This window comes from Corynebacterium comes, from assembly GCF_009734405.1.
Taxonomy (GTDB): Bacteria; Actinomycetota; Actinomycetes; order Mycobacteriales; family Mycobacteriaceae; genus Corynebacterium; species Corynebacterium comes.
Genome location: NZ_CP046453.1, coordinates 2,567,587 through 2,584,276, shown reverse-complemented (window position 1 = coordinate 2,584,276; position 16,690 = coordinate 2,567,587). Strand labels below are relative to the sequence as shown.

General features: G+C 68.5%; 14 protein-coding genes. 6 read left to right on the top strand and 8 right to left on the bottom strand.

Annotation, left to right across the window (positions count from 1 at the left end):
• The first annotated feature begins 585 nt into the window (after positions 1–585).
• Positions 586–1,689, top strand: a complete 1,104-nt coding sequence (locus CETAM_RS12310; protein ID WP_156229118.1) for a glycosyltransferase family 4 protein — start codon at positions 586–588, stop codon at positions 1,687–1,689.
• The gene (locus CETAM_RS12305; protein ID WP_156229117.1) at positions 1,682–2,806 is read left to right on the top strand and encodes a glycoside hydrolase 5 family protein; all 1,125 of its coding nucleotides are present in this window, start codon (positions 1,682–1,684) and stop codon (positions 2,804–2,806) included. The genes CETAM_RS12310 and CETAM_RS12305 overlap by 8 nt, the downstream gene beginning before the upstream one ends.
• A gap of 335 nt (positions 2,807–3,141) precedes the next feature.
• On the opposite strand, the gene CETAM_RS12300 is transcribed toward CETAM_RS12305, so the two are convergent.
• The 5 genes from CETAM_RS12300 to trmB are packed head-to-tail and all read right to left on the bottom strand — an operon-like array spanning position 3,142 to position 8,428.
• Positions 3,142–3,513, bottom strand: coding sequence for a DUF3054 domain-containing protein (locus tag CETAM_RS12300; protein WP_156229116.1), 372 nt, complete (start codon positions 3,511–3,513; stop codon positions 3,142–3,144).
• Positions 3,510–4,589 carry a lysylphosphatidylglycerol synthase transmembrane domain-containing protein gene (locus CETAM_RS12295; protein ID WP_156229115.1) on the bottom strand — a complete coding sequence of 360 codons (1,080 nt, stop codon included), beginning with the start codon at positions 4,587–4,589 and terminating at the stop codon, positions 3,510–3,512. The genes CETAM_RS12300 and CETAM_RS12295 overlap by 4 nt, the downstream gene beginning before the upstream one ends.
• Positions 4,564–6,903 carry an MMPL family transporter gene (locus CETAM_RS12290; protein ID WP_156229114.1) on the bottom strand — a complete coding sequence of 780 codons (2,340 nt, stop codon included), beginning with the start codon at positions 6,901–6,903 and terminating at the stop codon, positions 4,564–4,566. The genes CETAM_RS12295 and CETAM_RS12290 overlap by 26 nt, the downstream gene beginning before the upstream one ends.
• A 32-nt stretch (positions 6,904–6,935) precedes the next feature.
• Positions 6,936–7,613, bottom strand: a complete 678-nt coding sequence (locus CETAM_RS12285) for an NYN domain-containing protein (protein ID WP_156229113.1) — start codon at positions 7,611–7,613, stop codon at positions 6,936–6,938.
• A gap of 32 nt (positions 7,614–7,645) precedes the next feature.
• Entirely contained in the window at positions 7,646–8,428 is a 783-nt protein-coding gene (gene trmB / locus CETAM_RS12280) for a tRNA (guanosine(46)-N7)-methyltransferase TrmB (RefSeq protein ID WP_156229112.1), read from the bottom strand.
• Between the two features lie 115 nt (positions 8,429–8,543).
• On the opposite strand from trmB, the gene CETAM_RS12275 reads away from it, so the two are divergent.
• From CETAM_RS12275 to CETAM_RS12265, 3 genes are all read left to right on the top strand, one after another.
• Positions 8,544–9,710 (top strand): hypothetical protein, encoded by a 1,167-nt coding sequence (locus CETAM_RS12275; RefSeq protein WP_156229111.1) that lies wholly within the window; start codon positions 8,544–8,546, stop codon positions 9,708–9,710.
• The gene (locus CETAM_RS12270; protein ID WP_156229110.1) at positions 9,707–10,111 is read left to right on the top strand and encodes a DUF6802 family protein; all 405 of its coding nucleotides are present in this window, start codon (positions 9,707–9,709) and stop codon (positions 10,109–10,111) included. The genes CETAM_RS12275 and CETAM_RS12270 overlap by 4 nt, the downstream gene beginning before the upstream one ends.
• Positions 10,112–10,231: 120 nt before the next feature.
• Positions 10,232–12,061: a phosphoenolpyruvate carboxykinase (GTP) gene (locus tag CETAM_RS12265; RefSeq protein ID WP_156229109.1), complete on the top strand. Its 1,830-nt coding sequence runs from the start codon at positions 10,232–10,234 to the stop codon at positions 12,059–12,061.
• 210 nt (positions 12,062–12,271) lie between these two features.
• Here CETAM_RS12265 and CETAM_RS12260 read toward each other — a convergent pair whose 3' ends face one another.
• Complete coding sequence (locus CETAM_RS12260) at positions 12,272–13,027, bottom strand: class I SAM-dependent methyltransferase (protein ID WP_156229517.1); 756 nt, start codon at positions 13,025–13,027, stop codon at positions 12,272–12,274.
• Positions 13,028–13,066: 39 nt separating this feature from the next.
• Between CETAM_RS12260 and CETAM_RS12255 the strand changes: the two genes are divergently transcribed.
• Complete coding sequence (locus tag CETAM_RS12255; protein ID WP_156229108.1) at positions 13,067–14,188, top strand: glycosyltransferase family 4 protein; 1,122 nt, start codon at positions 13,067–13,069, stop codon at positions 14,186–14,188.
• Here the strand turns inward: CETAM_RS12255 and CETAM_RS12250 are convergent.
• Both CETAM_RS12250 and CETAM_RS12245 read right to left on the bottom strand, forming a co-directional pair.
• Positions 14,151–15,578 carry a hypothetical protein gene (locus CETAM_RS12250; RefSeq protein ID WP_231587505.1) on the bottom strand — a complete coding sequence of 476 codons (1,428 nt, stop codon included), beginning with the start codon at positions 15,576–15,578 and terminating at the stop codon, positions 14,151–14,153. The two genes, CETAM_RS12255 and CETAM_RS12250, sit on opposite strands and share 38 nt — an antisense overlap.
• A 5-nt stretch (positions 15,579–15,583) precedes the next feature.
• Entirely contained in the window at positions 15,584–16,666 is a 1,083-nt protein-coding gene (locus CETAM_RS12245) for a DUF3068 domain-containing protein (RefSeq protein WP_197085743.1), read from the bottom strand.
• Positions 16,667–16,690: the final 24 nt, after the last annotated feature.

Here is a 16,690-nt window from a genome sequence, read left to right as displayed (position 1 = left end):
GACTAGCTGCTGTCCGGCGATTTGTCCAGCTGTAGGTTCATTGTAGGATCACTACCCTCACCAAATCGACTTTCCGGAGAAACTAGCGACAGATAGTTTCCTCGGTAACGACCTTTTCTGTACTGGCGAGATAATGGATTGGCCGCCTGGCTTGGATATCTCAGCAACCTCTTAGGCCGAGGAAATTTTCCATTTAAGAGGCGGGAGTGGGGGTAATTTCCGGGGGTGCCCCCCCTTTTTTCCGTTCCCTCCTCTGCGGTGGTCTGTGCTTCATGGCGGGCCGACCGGAGCGACTGGCAGTCGCTCGGGGCGTGGTGGCGCCCAGTTTTTCCCGGGGTGCCCGGGCGCCGGTTCCCGGGTCCGAGCAAGGGCGGGTTGTGGGCGGATGTATACATGTGTGCGAGGTCAGTAGGGTACCTCCGGGGGCTTGCCCGCACTCGGGGGTGGGGTAGTGTTGCGGTTAGCTCAAGAATGAACTTGAACCGCTCCTCCAGAGTCCGGACACGCGCGATCTGGGTGGTTAGGGAGACCTGCACCCACTCCACGGGTAATACATGGGGAGCCGAGAACCTTGGAGGTTCCACCATGCACATCCTGGCGGTGAATGCAGGCGCGGAAGTTTCAGGGGCGGAGAGGGTCCTCGCTGAACTGCTGAAGACAGCGGTGGCTGACGGTCATCGGGTGACTCTTCTCTGCCCGCCAGGGGCGCTTCCGGAGAGCTTCGGCGCAGGAATCGTGCACGTCCCTGTTCCTCTTCACCGCTTGGGTGGGGAGCGCGGGGTGCGTCGCCTCCGGGCCGTGGCTTCGCTCCCCCGCGACTGGTGGAGGACTGCGCGGCGGGTCCGCCGCGCGGCTCGGGGCGCCGAGGCGGTGATCGTCAACTCGACATTCGCTCTGCCTGCGATCGGGTTGGCGTTCCCGCTGCACTCCCTCCGTCCGGACCGGCGGCCCCGGGTTTCCTGGCTGGTCCATGACACCATCCATTCCCGGAAACAGCGGACGGCGCTCCGCCTCGGGGCACACGCCCTGACAGTGGCGGTCGCGGTTTCGCAGGTCACCGCCGACTCGATCCGGGCTCGGGTGCGCAGGACCGTCGTGCGACCGAACGGAGTTGTCGTCCCGGAGGAGATGAGCGGCGGCACTGCCCGCGTTCCAGGTCGTCCCGTCGCCGGGATCCTGGCGGTGCTGACGGAATGGAAGGGACAGGACGTCCTCCTCGAGGCGCTGGCGCAGTTGCCGGACGTTCAGCTGGACATCGCGGGCACCGCCTTTCCCGGGTCGGAGGAATTTGAAAGGTTGCTCCGGGCACGCGCCGCGCAGCCGGACCTGGCCGGCAGGGTGCATTTTCTCGGGCACGTCGACAAGCGGGATGTGCTTCCTCGTTGGGATGTCCTCGTCTCCGCCTCAACCTCCCCCGAGGCGGGACCGTTGGGGGTTCTCGAGGCCATGGCCCACGGTGTGCCTGTCGTCGCCACCGATCACGGTGGTGCCGCCGAATACCTGCGGGGAGGGGCGGGGATCCTGGTTCCGCCGGAGGATGCACCCGCCCTGGCGGAGGCGATCCGCACTCTTCTCGACGACCCCGTGTTGGCCCGTGAGCTGCGGGACACCGCCCGTTGCGCGGTGCTGGCACGTCATGACGCGAAGACCACCGTGCCCGCGATGCTGGAGGCTTTGTCCCGTGGCTGACACCGTCGGGGCACCGGGGAGGCACTCGGACCGGAGAAGTTGGGTTGTTGTCGCCCTTGCCGTCATGGTGTCGATGGCCCTGGTGGTCGTCATCTCGACCTCCACCTCAGGCCCCGGTGAACACACCCGCGTGACGATGCCGGAGGAGGTCGTGTCCGGCTGCCCTGAACTGGGGATCGCGGGGCCGGCCGCCTGGGAGGAGCTGTCCGACCGGGATTTTCGGGCCATGGTGGATGAACAGGTTCTCCTGGGATCCACCTGGATCAGGTTGTCGGCGGTCTGGAAGGACGTCGAACCCGGGCGGGGGGTGTATGCGTGGGACGGCCTCGATCAGCGCGTCGATGCCGCGGTTGAGGCGGGGCTGACCCCCCTGATGCTGATCCAGACCCACCCGGGTTGGCTCGGGGGCTTCGGTGAGCGGGGCAGTGGAGCTGCCGGTGAATTCGGGAGGTTCGCCGGTGAGGTCGCGGAACGTTACGGGGACCGCGTGGACGCCTACGAAATCTGGAACGAGCCGAACCTGGCCAGGTTCTGGCCGGACCCGGACCCGGACGCCTACGCTGAGCTTCTGGCGGCGGCGGCGCCGAGGATCGCGGCGGAAGACCCGGGTGCCCATATCGTCTCCGCCGGTCTGGCCCCCGCCGACAATGTGGCGGGTTACTCCCTCGACGATCTGGAATACCTGGAACGGCTCTACGAGACCGGTGTGATGCGATATGCCGATGCGGTGGGCATGCACCCCTACTCCTTCCCCGAGCTGCCGTCGGGCACTTCAGAATGGAACGCATTCCGCAGGTTGAACGAGGTCAAGAGCCTGATGGTCGCCCGGGGTGACGGGGACAAGATGATCTGGTTGACGGAATATGGCGCCCCCACCGGTGGTGACCGCGGGGTGAGTGAACGGGACCAGGCGGACATGGTGGTGGAAGCACTGCGGCTGACCGTCGCGGATCCGCGCCTGGGGCCGATCTTCATGTACACGATGCACGACATCGACCTCGGAGCGGAGGAATCGGAATCCTATTTCGGTCTGATGGTCGGGCCGGGTGACCCGAAACCCGCTTTTCTCGATCTCCGGGACGCGGCGGGGGAGTGCAGTCGGAAATTCGGGGACTGAGACGGCTGCCGGTATGGTGTCACGGAGTATGATCCGGCCATCGGCCGGTGGGGGATCCACCCGGGTTTTCGGATCCGTCATGTAACGGATCCGGTTTCCCGGGACGATGTACCCAACGTAACCGCTCGACAACCGCGTAAGGAGAACTCCCCATGCTGAGTAGCGTTCTGGACCTGGCCGGCGACATCATCAACTACATCGTCATGTTCGTCAACCAGATCACCCACTCCCTGAGCTCCTAGCTCAGAGGTCATCGGCAACCCCGGTCACCCGCTCCGTGCAGGGCCGGGGTTGCCGTGATTCCGGGGGTTCCTCCTGAAGCCCGGGGCTCCGACTCAGGCGCGCCTGCGGCCCACTGCCGCGGTGACGACGCGCCAGCCGAGCACCAGCAGCGCTGACATGATCGTCGCGACGAGGATGAACGACCAGTGGGGGAGCCCGCCGTTACGCAGGGTCCAGATACCCAGGCCCACCACGACGGTGATGAGCCAGGCGGTGACCCCCGCAGGCACAACACGGGCGCCGTTCCACCCGGCGATGACGATGACCACCCAGGAGAGCGCAATGCCCAGCAGGAAGGGCCACAGGGTGGACAACCAGCCTGCGACGTTGAGCGGCATGTCGTCGGTCTGGTGGGCAATGCGGGCGAAGAGCGCGAAGGCGGCGATGGCGACCACATCGGCGGACAGCGCGGAGATCCTTGTCATGAGTCCAACTCTATCGCCCGTTCCCGGGTGTCCCGCCCTGCGTAGAACAGGAAGTAGATCACCCAGCCGACGACGGTGGACAGCGCGAAGGAGATGAGGCGGTAGACGACGGCCGCGCCGGTGGCATCGACCGCGGTCATGCCGACGGCGACCAGGGTGGCGATGATCACCGCCTCCACGGTGCCCAGACCACCCGGCGTCACCTGGGCGGAGCCGGCCAGCTTGGTGGTGGTGTAGGCCAGCAGGATGCCCATGAGCGTCGTCTGGTCGGGGGCGGACTCCAGCCCGGGGGCCGTGCCGGTGACGGCCCAGACGCAGGCGTAGAGGGTGAAGGCGTCGAAGAGGCGGTTGAGCAGGGACCAGCCCGCGACCACCGCGAAACGGCCCCTGCTCAGGTGCACGGTGTCGAACTGGTGGAGCTGGGTGACGGCGGACTCGACGCCGGCATCACGGGGGCGGCGCAGCATCCGGTTCAGCGAGGGCATCACGGCCCGGATCCAGCGTTCGAGGTGCGCGGGGTGGTTGGCGGCCCAGTAGACCGCCCAGGACAGGGCAGCCATGGCGACGAGGGTGACCAGCAGGGACCACACGCTCACCCGGGCGCCGAGGAAGAACATACCGGCGGCGCCGATGAGCACCAGCCACATGGTGGAGACTGCGGAGCTCAGGACCAGGAACCAGCCGCACAGGAGTCGGCTCGCCCCCCAGCCGCGTTGCACGTGGTAGGTGAACACCGCGGAGAATGCCGGGCCGCCGGGAAGGGAGGTGGACCAGGAATTGGAGGCGATCGTGAGCCCGGTGGTCTGCGCCGGGGAGGCGCGCGTGCCGCCGGCCTCGAGAAGCAGCCGCATGACCTCCGCCATGGCGAAGAGCGACAGGAAGGTCGCGATCACCGCCAGGAGCACGCCCGTCGGCTCAGCGTGGCGGAGCCGACGGACGCCGTCGCCGAGGAAGGGCAGCTGGTCACGGAACGCCACCACGAGGATGATCAGCACCACGAGGGGGCCGAGCCAGCGGATCCACCGGTTGGTGGCGACCAGACGCAGCACGTCAGCGACCCAGCTGGCGGGGACCATCCCTGTCGACGGAGAGGCGGGCCATCAGCTCGCTGAACGGGATGAGCTCTTCGTCCTCGGCGGTGGAGCGCCCGCCGCGGGCGGCCTGGGCCTCGTCGACGACCATGACGGCGTCGTCATCCACCAGCAGGTCATCATGCTTCTCGACGCCCACCGGAGCCGATGCAGACACCGGGACAGACACCGGGGCCTCACCGTGGCCGAGGCGGGCGTAGGCGCGCTTGACGAAGGCCGGCGCCCACCAGTTGTCCTCGCGCAGCAGGTGCATGACGGCGGGGACCAGCATCATGCGGATGATGGTGGCGTCGATGGCCAGGGCGAAGATCATGCCGAAGGCGATGTACTTCATCATGACGATCTCGGAGAAGCCGAACGCGCCGGCCACGACGATCATGATGAGCGCTGCGGCGGTGATGATGGAACCCGTCTGGGCGGTGCCCCAGCGGATGGCGTCGTCGGTGGGTCTCCCGTTGTCACGGGCCTCAACCATGCGGGAGACGAGGAAGACCTCGTAGTCCGTGGACAGGCCGTAGACGATGGCGACGATGAGCACCAGCACCGGCGACATCAGCGGGCCCGGGGTGAAGTTGAACAGATCGGCGCCGACACCGCCGACGAACATGGCGGTGAGGATGCCCAGGGTCGCTCCGAGGCCGAGGATCGTCATGATGATGGCCTTCGCCGGCAGGACCAGCGAACCGAAGACCAGCGCCATGAGGATGAACGTGGCGATGACGATGTAGGCGGCCATCCACGGGAGCTTGTCCATCAGTGCCTCGATGGACTCGATCTCCATGGCGGGGGTGCCGCCGATGTACAGGCCGACGCCCTCCGGCGCCTCGATGGCGCGCAGCTGGTCGACGACCTGACTGTTGAGGTCGCGGTCCTGGATTCCGGCCGAGAGCACCGTCGTGCCGTCGACCGTGCCCTGGTCCGGGGTGAACGGCGACGTCAGCCCCTCGATTTCGCGCGCCTGGACGTAGATGTCCACCAGCTGCTGCTCCGTGGCGTCGGTGACCACGAGCTTCACCGGTTCGGTGCGGAAGGTGGGGAAGACGTCGTTGAACTCGTCCTGGGCCAGACGGACGTCATTGTCGGGCGGAAGGTAGGTCTCGTTGATGCCGCCGAACTTCACACCCGCCAGCGGCAGGGTGAGCGCGATGAGGATACCGGCGATGACGAGGGTGACCACCTTGGCATTGCGCATCGCCCAGGAGGGGATGCGGAACCAGAGGGTGTCCTCCAGCCTGCGGGCCGTGCGTTTCGTGCGTCGCAGGGTCCACTTGTCGATGTTGTGGCCGAGCAGGCCGAACAGTGCCGGCAGCACCGTCACGGACAGCAGGGCAGCGAGGCCCACCGCCGAGATCGCACCGTAGGACACGGACTTGAGGAAGGCCTGCGGGAACACCAGCAGACCGGACAGCGCGACCGCGACCATCGCCGCGGAGAAGACCACCGTTTTTCCGGCGGTGGCGGTGGTGGTGCCCACCGCATCGGGCACACTGGACCCCTTGTCCAGCTCCTCGCGGAAACGCGACACCATGAACAGGCCGTAGTCGATGGCCAGGCCCAGGCCGAGCAGGGTGACCACCGACTGGGCGAAGACGTTGACCTGCACGGTGCCGGCCAGAATCGACAGGATGCCCAGCGAGCCCGCGATGGAGAGGACGCCGACGACCAGCGGCATGAAGGCCGCCACGACGGAACCGAAGACCACCAGCAGGAGCAGGCCCACCAGGGGGAGGGCCACGACCTCGGCGCGGACGATGTCGCCCGCCATGCCGTCATCGAGGGAGTCGGCGACGGCGGTTGCCCCGGCGACCCTGGTGGTCACCTCCCCGGGCAGATCGTCGGCCACGAGGGAACCCTCGATGGCGCGGTAATCCTTCAGGGTCTGTTCCCCGTCGCCCGCGAGACCGATGGCGGCGAAGGCGACGGAGCCGTCCTCGTTGATCAGCTGGGCGTTGCGGGTGTCGAAGTAGCTGGTGACGTGGGCGATCTCGTCCGGGTGATCGGCCTTGAGATCTTCCAGGTGGGAGGCGATGGCGCCGAAGGTCGTCGGGTCGTTGAGCGAGCGACCCTCGGGTGCCTCGAACATGAGGATGACGTCGCCGCTGTTGTCACGCCCGAAGGTCTCCAGCTCGATGGCGGCGGCCGCGGTGGAGCTGGAGCCGGGGTCGTCCCAGCCCTCCTGGCTCATTCGGTCGCCGAGCCGTAGACCGAAGGTGACGTACAGCACCAGGATCGCGGCGATGACGATCAGGGGCACGAGGCGGCGGTGGTGATAGGAGAAATGTCCCCACTTCTCGAACATCGGCCTTCCCCTTTCTGTCAGTGGTTGTTCTGTCAGTTGTTGCGGCCTGCCAGCAGAGCCGACAGGGGGCGGAAGGGCTGGAGCCATGCGCCTTCGTCGGGGAGCTGGTCCAGGCTGATGCGGGGAAGCGGCTCCCGGAAGACGCCGGTGATCTCCTCGAGGTCGACGAAATCGATCGTATCGGAGCCGACTGCCCAGGAGGCGTGCTCGTGGAAGCCGAGGACGGTGACGGGCAGGCCCTCGGCGATCAGTTCGTCGATGGTCTCCCTGAAGTTCTGCCCGTCGGCCGAGGCCACGACCAGCCCGCGCAGTACGCCTTCTGCATGGCGCCGGCGGATGTGGGCGATCATGTCGGGGTCGACGTCGGAGTCCTCGTCCGTCTTCGGCTTCGCGAAGACAGCGAAACCGACGTTACGCAAAGCCTCCACCCAGGGGCGGACGACGTCCGCACCGCCCGGGGTGACGTTGGTGAACACGGTGGCCTCCGCCTCGACGCGACTGCCCGTCTCATGGGAGAGCTTGCCGGCGCGGGCGAGCAGCCAGCGACCGATGGCGTCGAAACGCGGACGGTACGCGGCGGTGGGGCGACCACCGAGGATGGCTCCCAGACCCATGTCCAGGTTCGGGGCGTCCCAGACCAGCAGAAGGTTGTCGGGGCCGGGGGGATCCTGGGCGCGGTAGTGGTGGGTGGACTCGTGAAGGTCGCTCACGGTGGGTGCTCTTCTCTTGAAATGAGGGAAAATCAGGCGGGCGCGTCAGTGCGCTGCCAGAGGAATTCGGTGATGGTGTGGTCTTTGTCCAGACCCTTGCCCTCGAACTTGGTGATGACCTGACGGTCCACCAGCTGCGGGCACTGCGCCCACGGCCAGCTCTTGTGTTCCAGGAGCGGCTCGGCGTCGACGAGCTCGGCGATCCACTCGGCGTAGTCGGCGTGGTCGGTGGCCACGTGCAGGACCCCGCCCGGCTTGAGGCGGGTGGCGATCAGGTGCAGCGTGCCGGTCTGGATGATGCGGCGCTTGTGGTGGCGCGCCTTCGGCCAGGGATCGGGGAAGAAGATGCGGACCCCGTCCAGGGAGCCGGGGGCGATCATGCGGGCGAGGACCTCGACGCCGTCGCCACGCACCATGCGGATGTTGTCGATGCCGCCGCGCACGGCCGAACCCAGCAGCTTCGCCAGGCCCGGCTTGTACAGCTCGACGGCGATGATGTTGGTGTCAGCCTCCAGGGGTGCCATCGCGGCGGTGGAGGTGCCGGTGCCGGAGCCGATCTCCACGATGGTGGGTGCGCCGGTGCGGCCGAACCACCCGTCGACGTCGATAAGCTCATCGGAGAGCACCCGGCCGAGGCGCGGCCAGTTCTCGTCCCAGAGTTTCTCCTGGTTGTCGGTGAGCGTGCCGCGGCGGAAACTCACTGTGCCGAGGCGCGGATAGTCGCGGCCGTCGTCGCCGAAGTCGGTCTGCAGGGGACGGCCGGCGGGCAGATCGCCCAGGGGCCGTTCTTTATCGGGAAAATCAGAAATAGACATCAGTACCTATTCTTCCCCTGCAGTGGGCAAACTTCAATTTTCCTCCGCCCCGGTTGCGGTTCGCGGGCCGCCGGGTGAGGATGGGCGCGGATCAACCCGGGGGAGGGGGTGGGGCATGCGCACGCCTGAGATCTTCATCCGCGCCGCCGACTGGGCGGACGCGCGCGATTTCGGCTGCCTCGCGGGCATCGCCCTACGCCGGGTGCTTCTCGAGCTCACCGGCCCGCCCCGCGTGGGGGCCTGCACCCTGGACGGCCCCGCCCGGGTCCCTGAATCCTGGCAGGTCAGAGAGGTTGCCGTCACCTGGCCCGCCACCACCCCGGGTATCGACGTCCTCGTGCTCATCCACCCCGGGCCCCTGACTGCCGCGGTCCGTTCCCGCATCGCGGCAGGCCCCCAGGCGGTCCTGGTGGTTCCCGCCCTCCCGGAGTCCGGCCCCTGGTCCCCGGAGCTGCTTCTCGACGTCCGCACCCGCCTCCTCCACGGCGAACTCCGCGCGCTGGCCGCGCGGCACCCCCACGTGGCGGAGGAGCTGCTGGCCGTCGCCGGTGCCGGCGGGATGACCGTGCCCACCCCCCGGATCGCCGTCATCAGCCCCGATCCGCAGGTGCGTGTGGAGCTGCCCGGCATGGAGATCGTCGCGGACGCCCATGTGGACGCCGTGCTCGCGGTCGCCCCGCCCGCCGGTTGGGCCGACGTCGACCACCCCACGTTGCGCGACGCCGCCCGCCGTGCCGGACGACTGATCTCGACCGCCCCGCTCCCCGCCGAGATCCCCGGCACCGTCGTCCGGCCCGGCCGCCCACTCGCGGACGCCGTCCGGCATGCGCTCACCCTCCCCGCCTCCCCGCCGCCCGTTCCCCGCCCGGGTACCTGGCTGCGCGCCGCCGACCAGCTGGAACGCCGGCGACGTCTGCTTCTCGACGCCCGCCTCGCCGACCTCGTCGCCCGCCGTGCCCTCGGGGACCTCACGGCCCTGGCCCGTGGGCACGGGCTCGCCCCCGCCTCGCCGCCCGACTTGCGGGAGGTCGCCGGGCAGGCCGTGCTCATCGCACTGGCCGTCGGCGTGGCCACGGGACGTTCAGCCTGGTCGGTGGGTCCCCTGGCGGGCGTCCTGGTGGGGGCCGCCGCCGCCCTGGCCGCGGGAGGGTTGCGGTGGCGGAGGGGACGCAGAGAAGCGCATTCCGTCTGGGCGCGGGACGAGGCCGCCCGCATTCGACGGGCACCCACCCACGCGCCGGCCGCCTGGCTGCGCCGAACACTGGCCGAGGAGCTGCAATGAATGAATGGTGGTCGAGTCTGCACGGGCTCGAGGATCTGACCGGGGCCGGGGACGGCGACACGCTGCGCCTCCGGTTGGGCGGGGAACAGCTCGAACTCGACGGCGCCGTGGGGGATTCCGTCACCCTCACCGACCCGGGTGGCACGACCGTCTATGCCGACCTTGACGGCGACGGCGTTGTCGATCACATTTCCTCGGTCCATCAGGACGGGGGATACGACGTATTCACCGCCGATCCGCACCGCGCGGCCTGGGGTCTGGTCGCCGATGTTTCCGGAATCTTGCCCTCCGACGGGGGCTCCGAGTGGGGTTTGCCCTCCGATGGCACCCCCGAAAAGGGGACTGCGGGCAGGGGGGAGAACCCGGGAAAAGCCGGGTGGCATCGGATTGAACGGGGATAAACTGGCAGGTTATGACGTATGACACGTCCTCAATAACTCTATCCGTAGCCGAACACGCATTGAAATGGATAACCTGTAGGGCGAGATCTCTGCCGAGTGAAGAATTAATCAGGAGTACTAATGACGACTGCAATCAAGGGCCTGGTGGGCCCCGCCCCGACCGACAACGAGAAGCTCCTCTCCTGGATTGCAGAGGCGGTCGAATTGTTCGAGCCTGAGGCGGTCGTCTTCGCCGATGGTTCGCAGGAGGAGTGGGATCGCCTCACCTCAGAGCTCATCGAGGCAGGGACCCTGATCAAGCTCAACGAGGAGAAGCGCCCCAACAGCTTCCTCGCCCGTTCCAACCCGGACGACGTCGCTCGCGTGGAGTCCCGTACCTACATCTGCTCCGAGAACGAGGAGGACGCCGGCCCGACCAACAACTGGGTCGCCCCGGCCGAGATGAAGGCCGAGATGACCGAGGTCTACCGTGGCGCCATGAAGGGCCGCACCATGTACGTCGTCCCCTTCTGCATGGGTCCGATCACCGATCCGGATCCGAAGCTGGGCGTCCAGCTGACCGACTCCGCCTACGTCGTCCTCTCCATGGCCATCATGACCCGTATGGGTGCCGAGGCCCTGGCCAAGATCGGCACCGACGGTGACTTCGTCCACGCACTCCACTCCGTCGGCGCTCCGCTCGAGCCCGGCCAGGAGGACGTGCCGTGGCCGTGCAACGACACCAAGTACATCACCCAGTTCCCGGACACCAAGGAGATCTGGTCCTACGGTTCCGGTTACGGCGGCAACGCCATCCTGGCGAAGAAGTGCTACGCCCTGCGTATCGCTTCCGTCATGGCCAAGGAAGAAGGCTGGATGGCTGAGCACATGCTCATCCTCAAGCTGAACTCCCCGGAGGGCAAGAGCTACCACATCGCCGCCGCCTTCCCGTCCGCCTGCGGCAAGACCAACCTCGCCATGATCACCCCGACCATCGAGGGTTGGACCGCCGAGGTCGTCGGCGATGACATCGCATGGCTCAAGCTCCGTGAGGACGGCCTCTACGCCGTCAACCCGGAGAACGGTTTCTTCGGTGTCGCCCCGGGCACCAACTACGCCTCCAACCCGATCGCCATGCGCACCATGGAGCCGGGCAACACCCTGTTCACCAACGTCGCGCTCACCGACGACGGCGACATCTGGTGGGAGGGCATGGACGGAGAGAAGCCGGCGCACCTCGTCGACTGGCTGGGCAACGACTGGACCCCGGAGTCCGGCACCAACGCCGCACACCCGAACTCCCGCTACTGCGTCGCCATCGAGCAGAGCCCGGCGGCAGCGCCCGAGTTCAACGACCCGAAGGGCGTCAAGATCGACGCCATCCTCTTCGGCGGCCGCCGCGCCGACACCGTCCCGCTGGTGAGCCAGTCCTTCGACTGGGAGCACGGCACCTTCATCGGTGCGACGCTGTCCTCCGGCCAGACCGCCGCCTCCGCCGAGGCCAAGGTCGGTTCCCTGCGCCACGACCCGATGGCCATGCTGCCGTTCATGGGCTACAACGCCGGTGACTACCTGCAGCACTGGATCGACATGGGCAACAAGGGCGGCGACCGTATGCCTTCGATCTTCCTGGTGAACTGGTTCCGCCGCGGCGAGGACGGCCGCTTCCTGTGGCCGGGCTTCGGCGACAACTCCCGCGTGCTCAAGTGGGTCATCGACCGCATTGAGGGCCGTGTCGGCGCCGACGAGACCATCGTGGGCAACACCGCCCGCGCCGAGGACCTGGACCTCACCGGTCTGGACACCCCGCTCGAGGACGTGAACGAGGCGCTGTCCGCACCCGCTGCCGACTGGTCCCGCGACGTCGCCTCCAATGAGGAGTACCTCGCCTTCCTCGGCCCGCGCGTGCCGAACGAGGTGCACGAGCAGCTGGGCAAGCTCAAGGAGCGCATCGAGGCCGCCCAGGCCTGACCCGCCGAGACTCGACAAGAACCCCCCACCCCCAGGCTGACCACGGTCCCTGGGGGTGGGTGTTTCATGTGGGGAGGTCACGCCCGGGGGTGTCCCGGGGTGTGGGCGGACACGCCGACTTCGCCACCATGACTTCGCCGCCGTAGACCCCGATATCAGGGTGATGTCCGGTGACGTGAAGTCGGGGGGAAGGGGCGTACGCCACCACTCCTACCGGCGACGCAGGACCAGCACCAGGTTGGACACCAGGAACTCGCGGAGCAGCGGGACGCGGACCATCCACCACGCCCAGGCGGGATGGTACCGGGGGAAGGCCGCGACCAGGGTGGCGCCCTCGACCTGCCGGGCCCAGCGCAGCCCTTCGGCGCAGGAGACGTTGAAGAGCGACTCGCCGAAGACGTTCTTCGGGGGGTGACCGTGGCGCGATTCGTATCGACGCCGCGCGAAGTCACCGCCGACGTAGTGCTCCCAGACGCCGGTCTCGTGGCCACCGAAGGGGCCGAGCCAGACGGTGTAGCTGAGGATCGTCAGCCCACCGGGGCGGGTGACGCGCAGCATCTCCTCCCCCATGGCCCAGGGGTCCGGGACGTGCTCGGCGACGTTGGATGAGTACACCACGTCGAAGGTGTCGGCGCGGAAGGGGAGTGACCGGCCGTCGCCACGCACGGAGCCGGGCACGGTGATGCCGGCGGCGGCCATCTCGCCCACGTCGGGTTCGACCGGGACGTACCAGGCGTCCTTCTCGGCGAAGGCGTCGGCGAAGTAACCGGGGCCGCCGCCGACGTCGAGCACCGATGCTCCTGTGAGGGGCCGGTCCACCAGGTCGGAGCGGAGGGCGCTGATGAGCGATGCCGTGTCCTCGGCGAGCGGCCGGTAGAAGAACTCCGGCCGGGTCTGTTCGTGCCGGAGGGCCCGGAGCAGGGAGAAGGAGCGGCGCAGGGTGGCCAGGCGTCGGGTTCGGGGCATCACGGAATACATCGTGGCACAGGTAGGCTTGTGCGGACCATGAAGATCCTTCTCCTGTGCTGGCGCGATTCGACCCACCCGCAGGGTGGCGGCTCGGAACGCTACCTGGAACGTGTGGGCGAGTACCTCGCCGGCCGTGGTCACGAGGTGGTGTACCGGACGGCCGGGCACACGGATGCACCCCGACGTTCTCATCGCAACGGTGTGCGCTTCTCTCGCAGCGGCGGCAAGTTCACGGTCTACCCGAGGGCGTGGGTGGGGATTCTGCTGGGCAGGGTGGGCATCGGCACGCTGGGGGACATCGACGTGGTGGTGGACACCCAGAACGGCATCCCCTTCTTCGCGCGGCTGGTGGCGGGCCGGCCGACGGTGCTGCTCACTCACCACCGGCACAAGGAGCAGTGGCCGGTGGCGGGCCGCGCACTCGCGGTGCTGGGCTGGTTCCTGGAGTCGCAGGTTGCGCCGCGTGTCTACCGGGGTGCGCAGTACGTGACGGTTTCGGAGTCCTCGCGGGCGGACCTCATCGAGCTGGGGGTGCGCGAGGAGGACATCACCATCATCCGTAACGGCCTCGACCCGGTGCCGGAGAGTATTCCGCTCCTGGACGGCAACGGTGCGACCCACCTGGTCACCCTCTCCCGCCTGGTGCCGCACAAGCAGATCGAACACGCGATGGACACGCTCGCGCAGCTGCCCGGGAACGTGGTCCTGGACGTCATCGGGTCCGGTTGGTGGGAGGACGAGCTCCGCCAGTACGCGCAGACCCGCGGCGTGGTCGATCGTGTCTGCTTCCACGGCCAGGTCACCGAGGACTACAAGCACGCCCTGCTGGCGCGCGCCACGGTGCACCTCATGCCCTCCCGTAAGGAGGGTTGGGGCCTGGCGGTCATGGAGGCCGCTCAGCACGGCGTGCCCACCATCGGTTACCGCACCGCCGGTGGCCTGCGGAACTCCGTCCTCGACCGCGAGACCGGCCTGCTCGCCGATTCCCCGGCGGAGCTCACGGAGCTGACGGCCCGACTGCTTGCCGACGCCGAATTCACCCACCGTCTCGGTGAGGCGGCCAGGAAGCGTGCGGAGGGTTTCTCCTGGGCGCAGACCGGAGGGCGGTTCGAGGAGCTGCTCACCGCCATCGCGCAAGCCACACCCCGGCGGGGATGAGCAGCCACACCGCCAGCAACGTGAGCCCCAGTCTGCGAGGCTGCGGCCCGGCGGCGGTCTCCACCACCTGACCCTCGGAGACGACCACACCCACCCCCAGATCCTCCAGCGCGGCCATGTCGCGGGCCTCCCACGCGGCGATGGCGGACCGCCAGCGGGGCGAGGGGGCGTCGACAAGCACTCCGTCGACGCTGAGCGCGCCGGATTCGACGGTGGGCAGCGCCTTGGCCAGGGGGTTGATCATCACGATGCCGTCGGCACGCCGGACGAGCGTCGGTTCGTCGACGAGCAGCACGTCGCGACCGTCCACCAGGTCCACGAGCGACCGGTCGACGGCCACCGGCTGCGGACTCAACGGGGCGAGAGCCCGCGGCGCGTCGGGCACCTGGAGCAGCGCCAGGACAAGTACGAGGCCGGCCGCCCAGGTGCGTGTCGACGCCGCCGCAGCCACGTAGGCCGGCAGTGCCAGGACGGTGAGTTTGCTGGCGTCGCGGACCAGGCCGGCGCCGGGGACGGTGGCGATCAACCATCCCAGCACCCCGGGTGCCAGCCACGCGAACACGGCGCCCCCCAGGCCGACACCGGCCAGCCACAACAGGGGCGCAGGCACGCGGCGGGCGGCGGTGAGCAGCAGGGCGAACAGGAGCACCCCGGCCAGGGCGAAACCGATCTCCCGGGAGGGGGGCACTGCGTCGGCGTTCCAGATCCCCCCGAGTCCCACGAGGGCGCCGGGTGCCCCGACGTACCCCTCTGCACGCGGGGCGAAGGCCGCGGCGGATTCCGCGACCGCACCCCCGCTGTGGATCAGGCCGGGGACCAGCCACGGCAGGCAGCACAGGACGCCGAGCAGCAGAGTCCGCCCCCGGTGGGCGCGGGCGGTGGCCACGCCTGTGAACAGTGCGAACAGGGCGCCGGTGGGGGTCAGCGACGCCGCCCACATGGCCACCCACGCCACCCCGGGGCGCCCTGACATTCCGGCGACGGCGATGAGGGGGAGCAGCCACCCGGCGATGACCAGCGACCAGTGGCCCTGCAGAAGGCGTTCCACCACGAAGGGGTTCCAGAGGACGAGGGTGAGGGAGGCGAGCGTGGACAAGCGGGTTGCGCCCTGGAACCGGGCCAGCCACACCGCGCCGACGGCGCCGGCGACCGCACCGGCCAGGATGAGACCGCGCGCGACCCAGGAGGCCGGCAGGACAGTCCCGAGCAGCGCCAGCAGCCCGTCCTGCGGGGCGTTGCGGGCCGGCAGATCTCCGGTCCCCAGCGCGCCGGGGGACAGCGCCGGGGAATCGAGGACCAGCATGTCGCGCAGCGCCAGCTGGCCGGGCAGGGCGAGCGGCCACAGCAGGGCGACGATGAGCACACCCGCCCACAGGGGCGACCACCTCACCCTGCTCAGGATGCCTGCCCCCGACGTTCCCGGAGCAGAAGCACCACCGCCCAGATCACGGCCACCAGGGCGATGGCCTTGAGGACGACGGCGAAGATCTGCAGCACGCGCAGCGTCGACACCACCTCGGCGGCTTTGTCGTGCTGCCGGGCGAGCGTCTCATCGTCCCAGGTGGAGGAGGTGTGGAGGAGGGTGAACTCCGGCGAGGGGTCGAAGGCGCGTTCCTCCGCCTGGGCGCGGTCGACGGCGAAGTAGACGTGGATCCGCTCCGCGGTGTCCACGATCGTGCCGGACTTCGGCTCCACCCACACCGTGCGGTCGATGGCGTACCAGGGCGAACCCGTGCCCCAGGCCCGGAGGGAGTCGAGGACACCAGCTTCCGGTGCCTCCGGTCGCGGCCGGTTGTCATCGGGGTCGCTCAGGGGGAAGGCGGTGAAGGTGTGGTGGAACTCGAAGGTCTCCAGGCCGTTGCGATCGACCTCACCGACATAGTCCAGCAGGAGGGGTTGCTCGGCGATCATGTCGTAGCGCGGGTAGGAACGGGGCTCGGGAGGGAAGGGGAAGAAGTACTGCAGTCCCTCCCGGACGAAGGGGCCGGTGCTCGTGCCGTCGGCCAGACCCGGCACGGACGTCTCCACCCGGCTGACGGGATCCGCGACGGGGTAGGTCGAGCTGCGGTCCAGGCGCAGCGAGTCCCTCAGCTCGAGGACCACGGACTCTCCGGCCAGCAGCCTGGTCGTGGCCTCGACGTTGATGTCGCCGGGTTCCTCTGACTCACCGGTGTGCACCCGCAGATCCCGGTGGGTGGTGGTCTCCATCACGAGGCAGGAGTAGGGCACGTCGGGGAAGGAGCCGTCGCGGCATTCCGGGCGTTCCCGGTTCTGATCCGGAACCGCACCGGAATCGACGGCGGAGGGAGCGAGCATGACCGTGTCCGCCGGACGGGTGGTGAAGCTCTCCTGCAGATCCAGGGGCAGGGGTTTCAGCTGGGTGATCACCAGTGGTGGCAGGAGCGAACCAAGCAGGAACACAACCGCGGCGATCAGCAGCAGCCGGATAGGCGGGCGCCGGAACACACTCTCAGACAAGGTTTGCACGGTCCTATTCGTTAA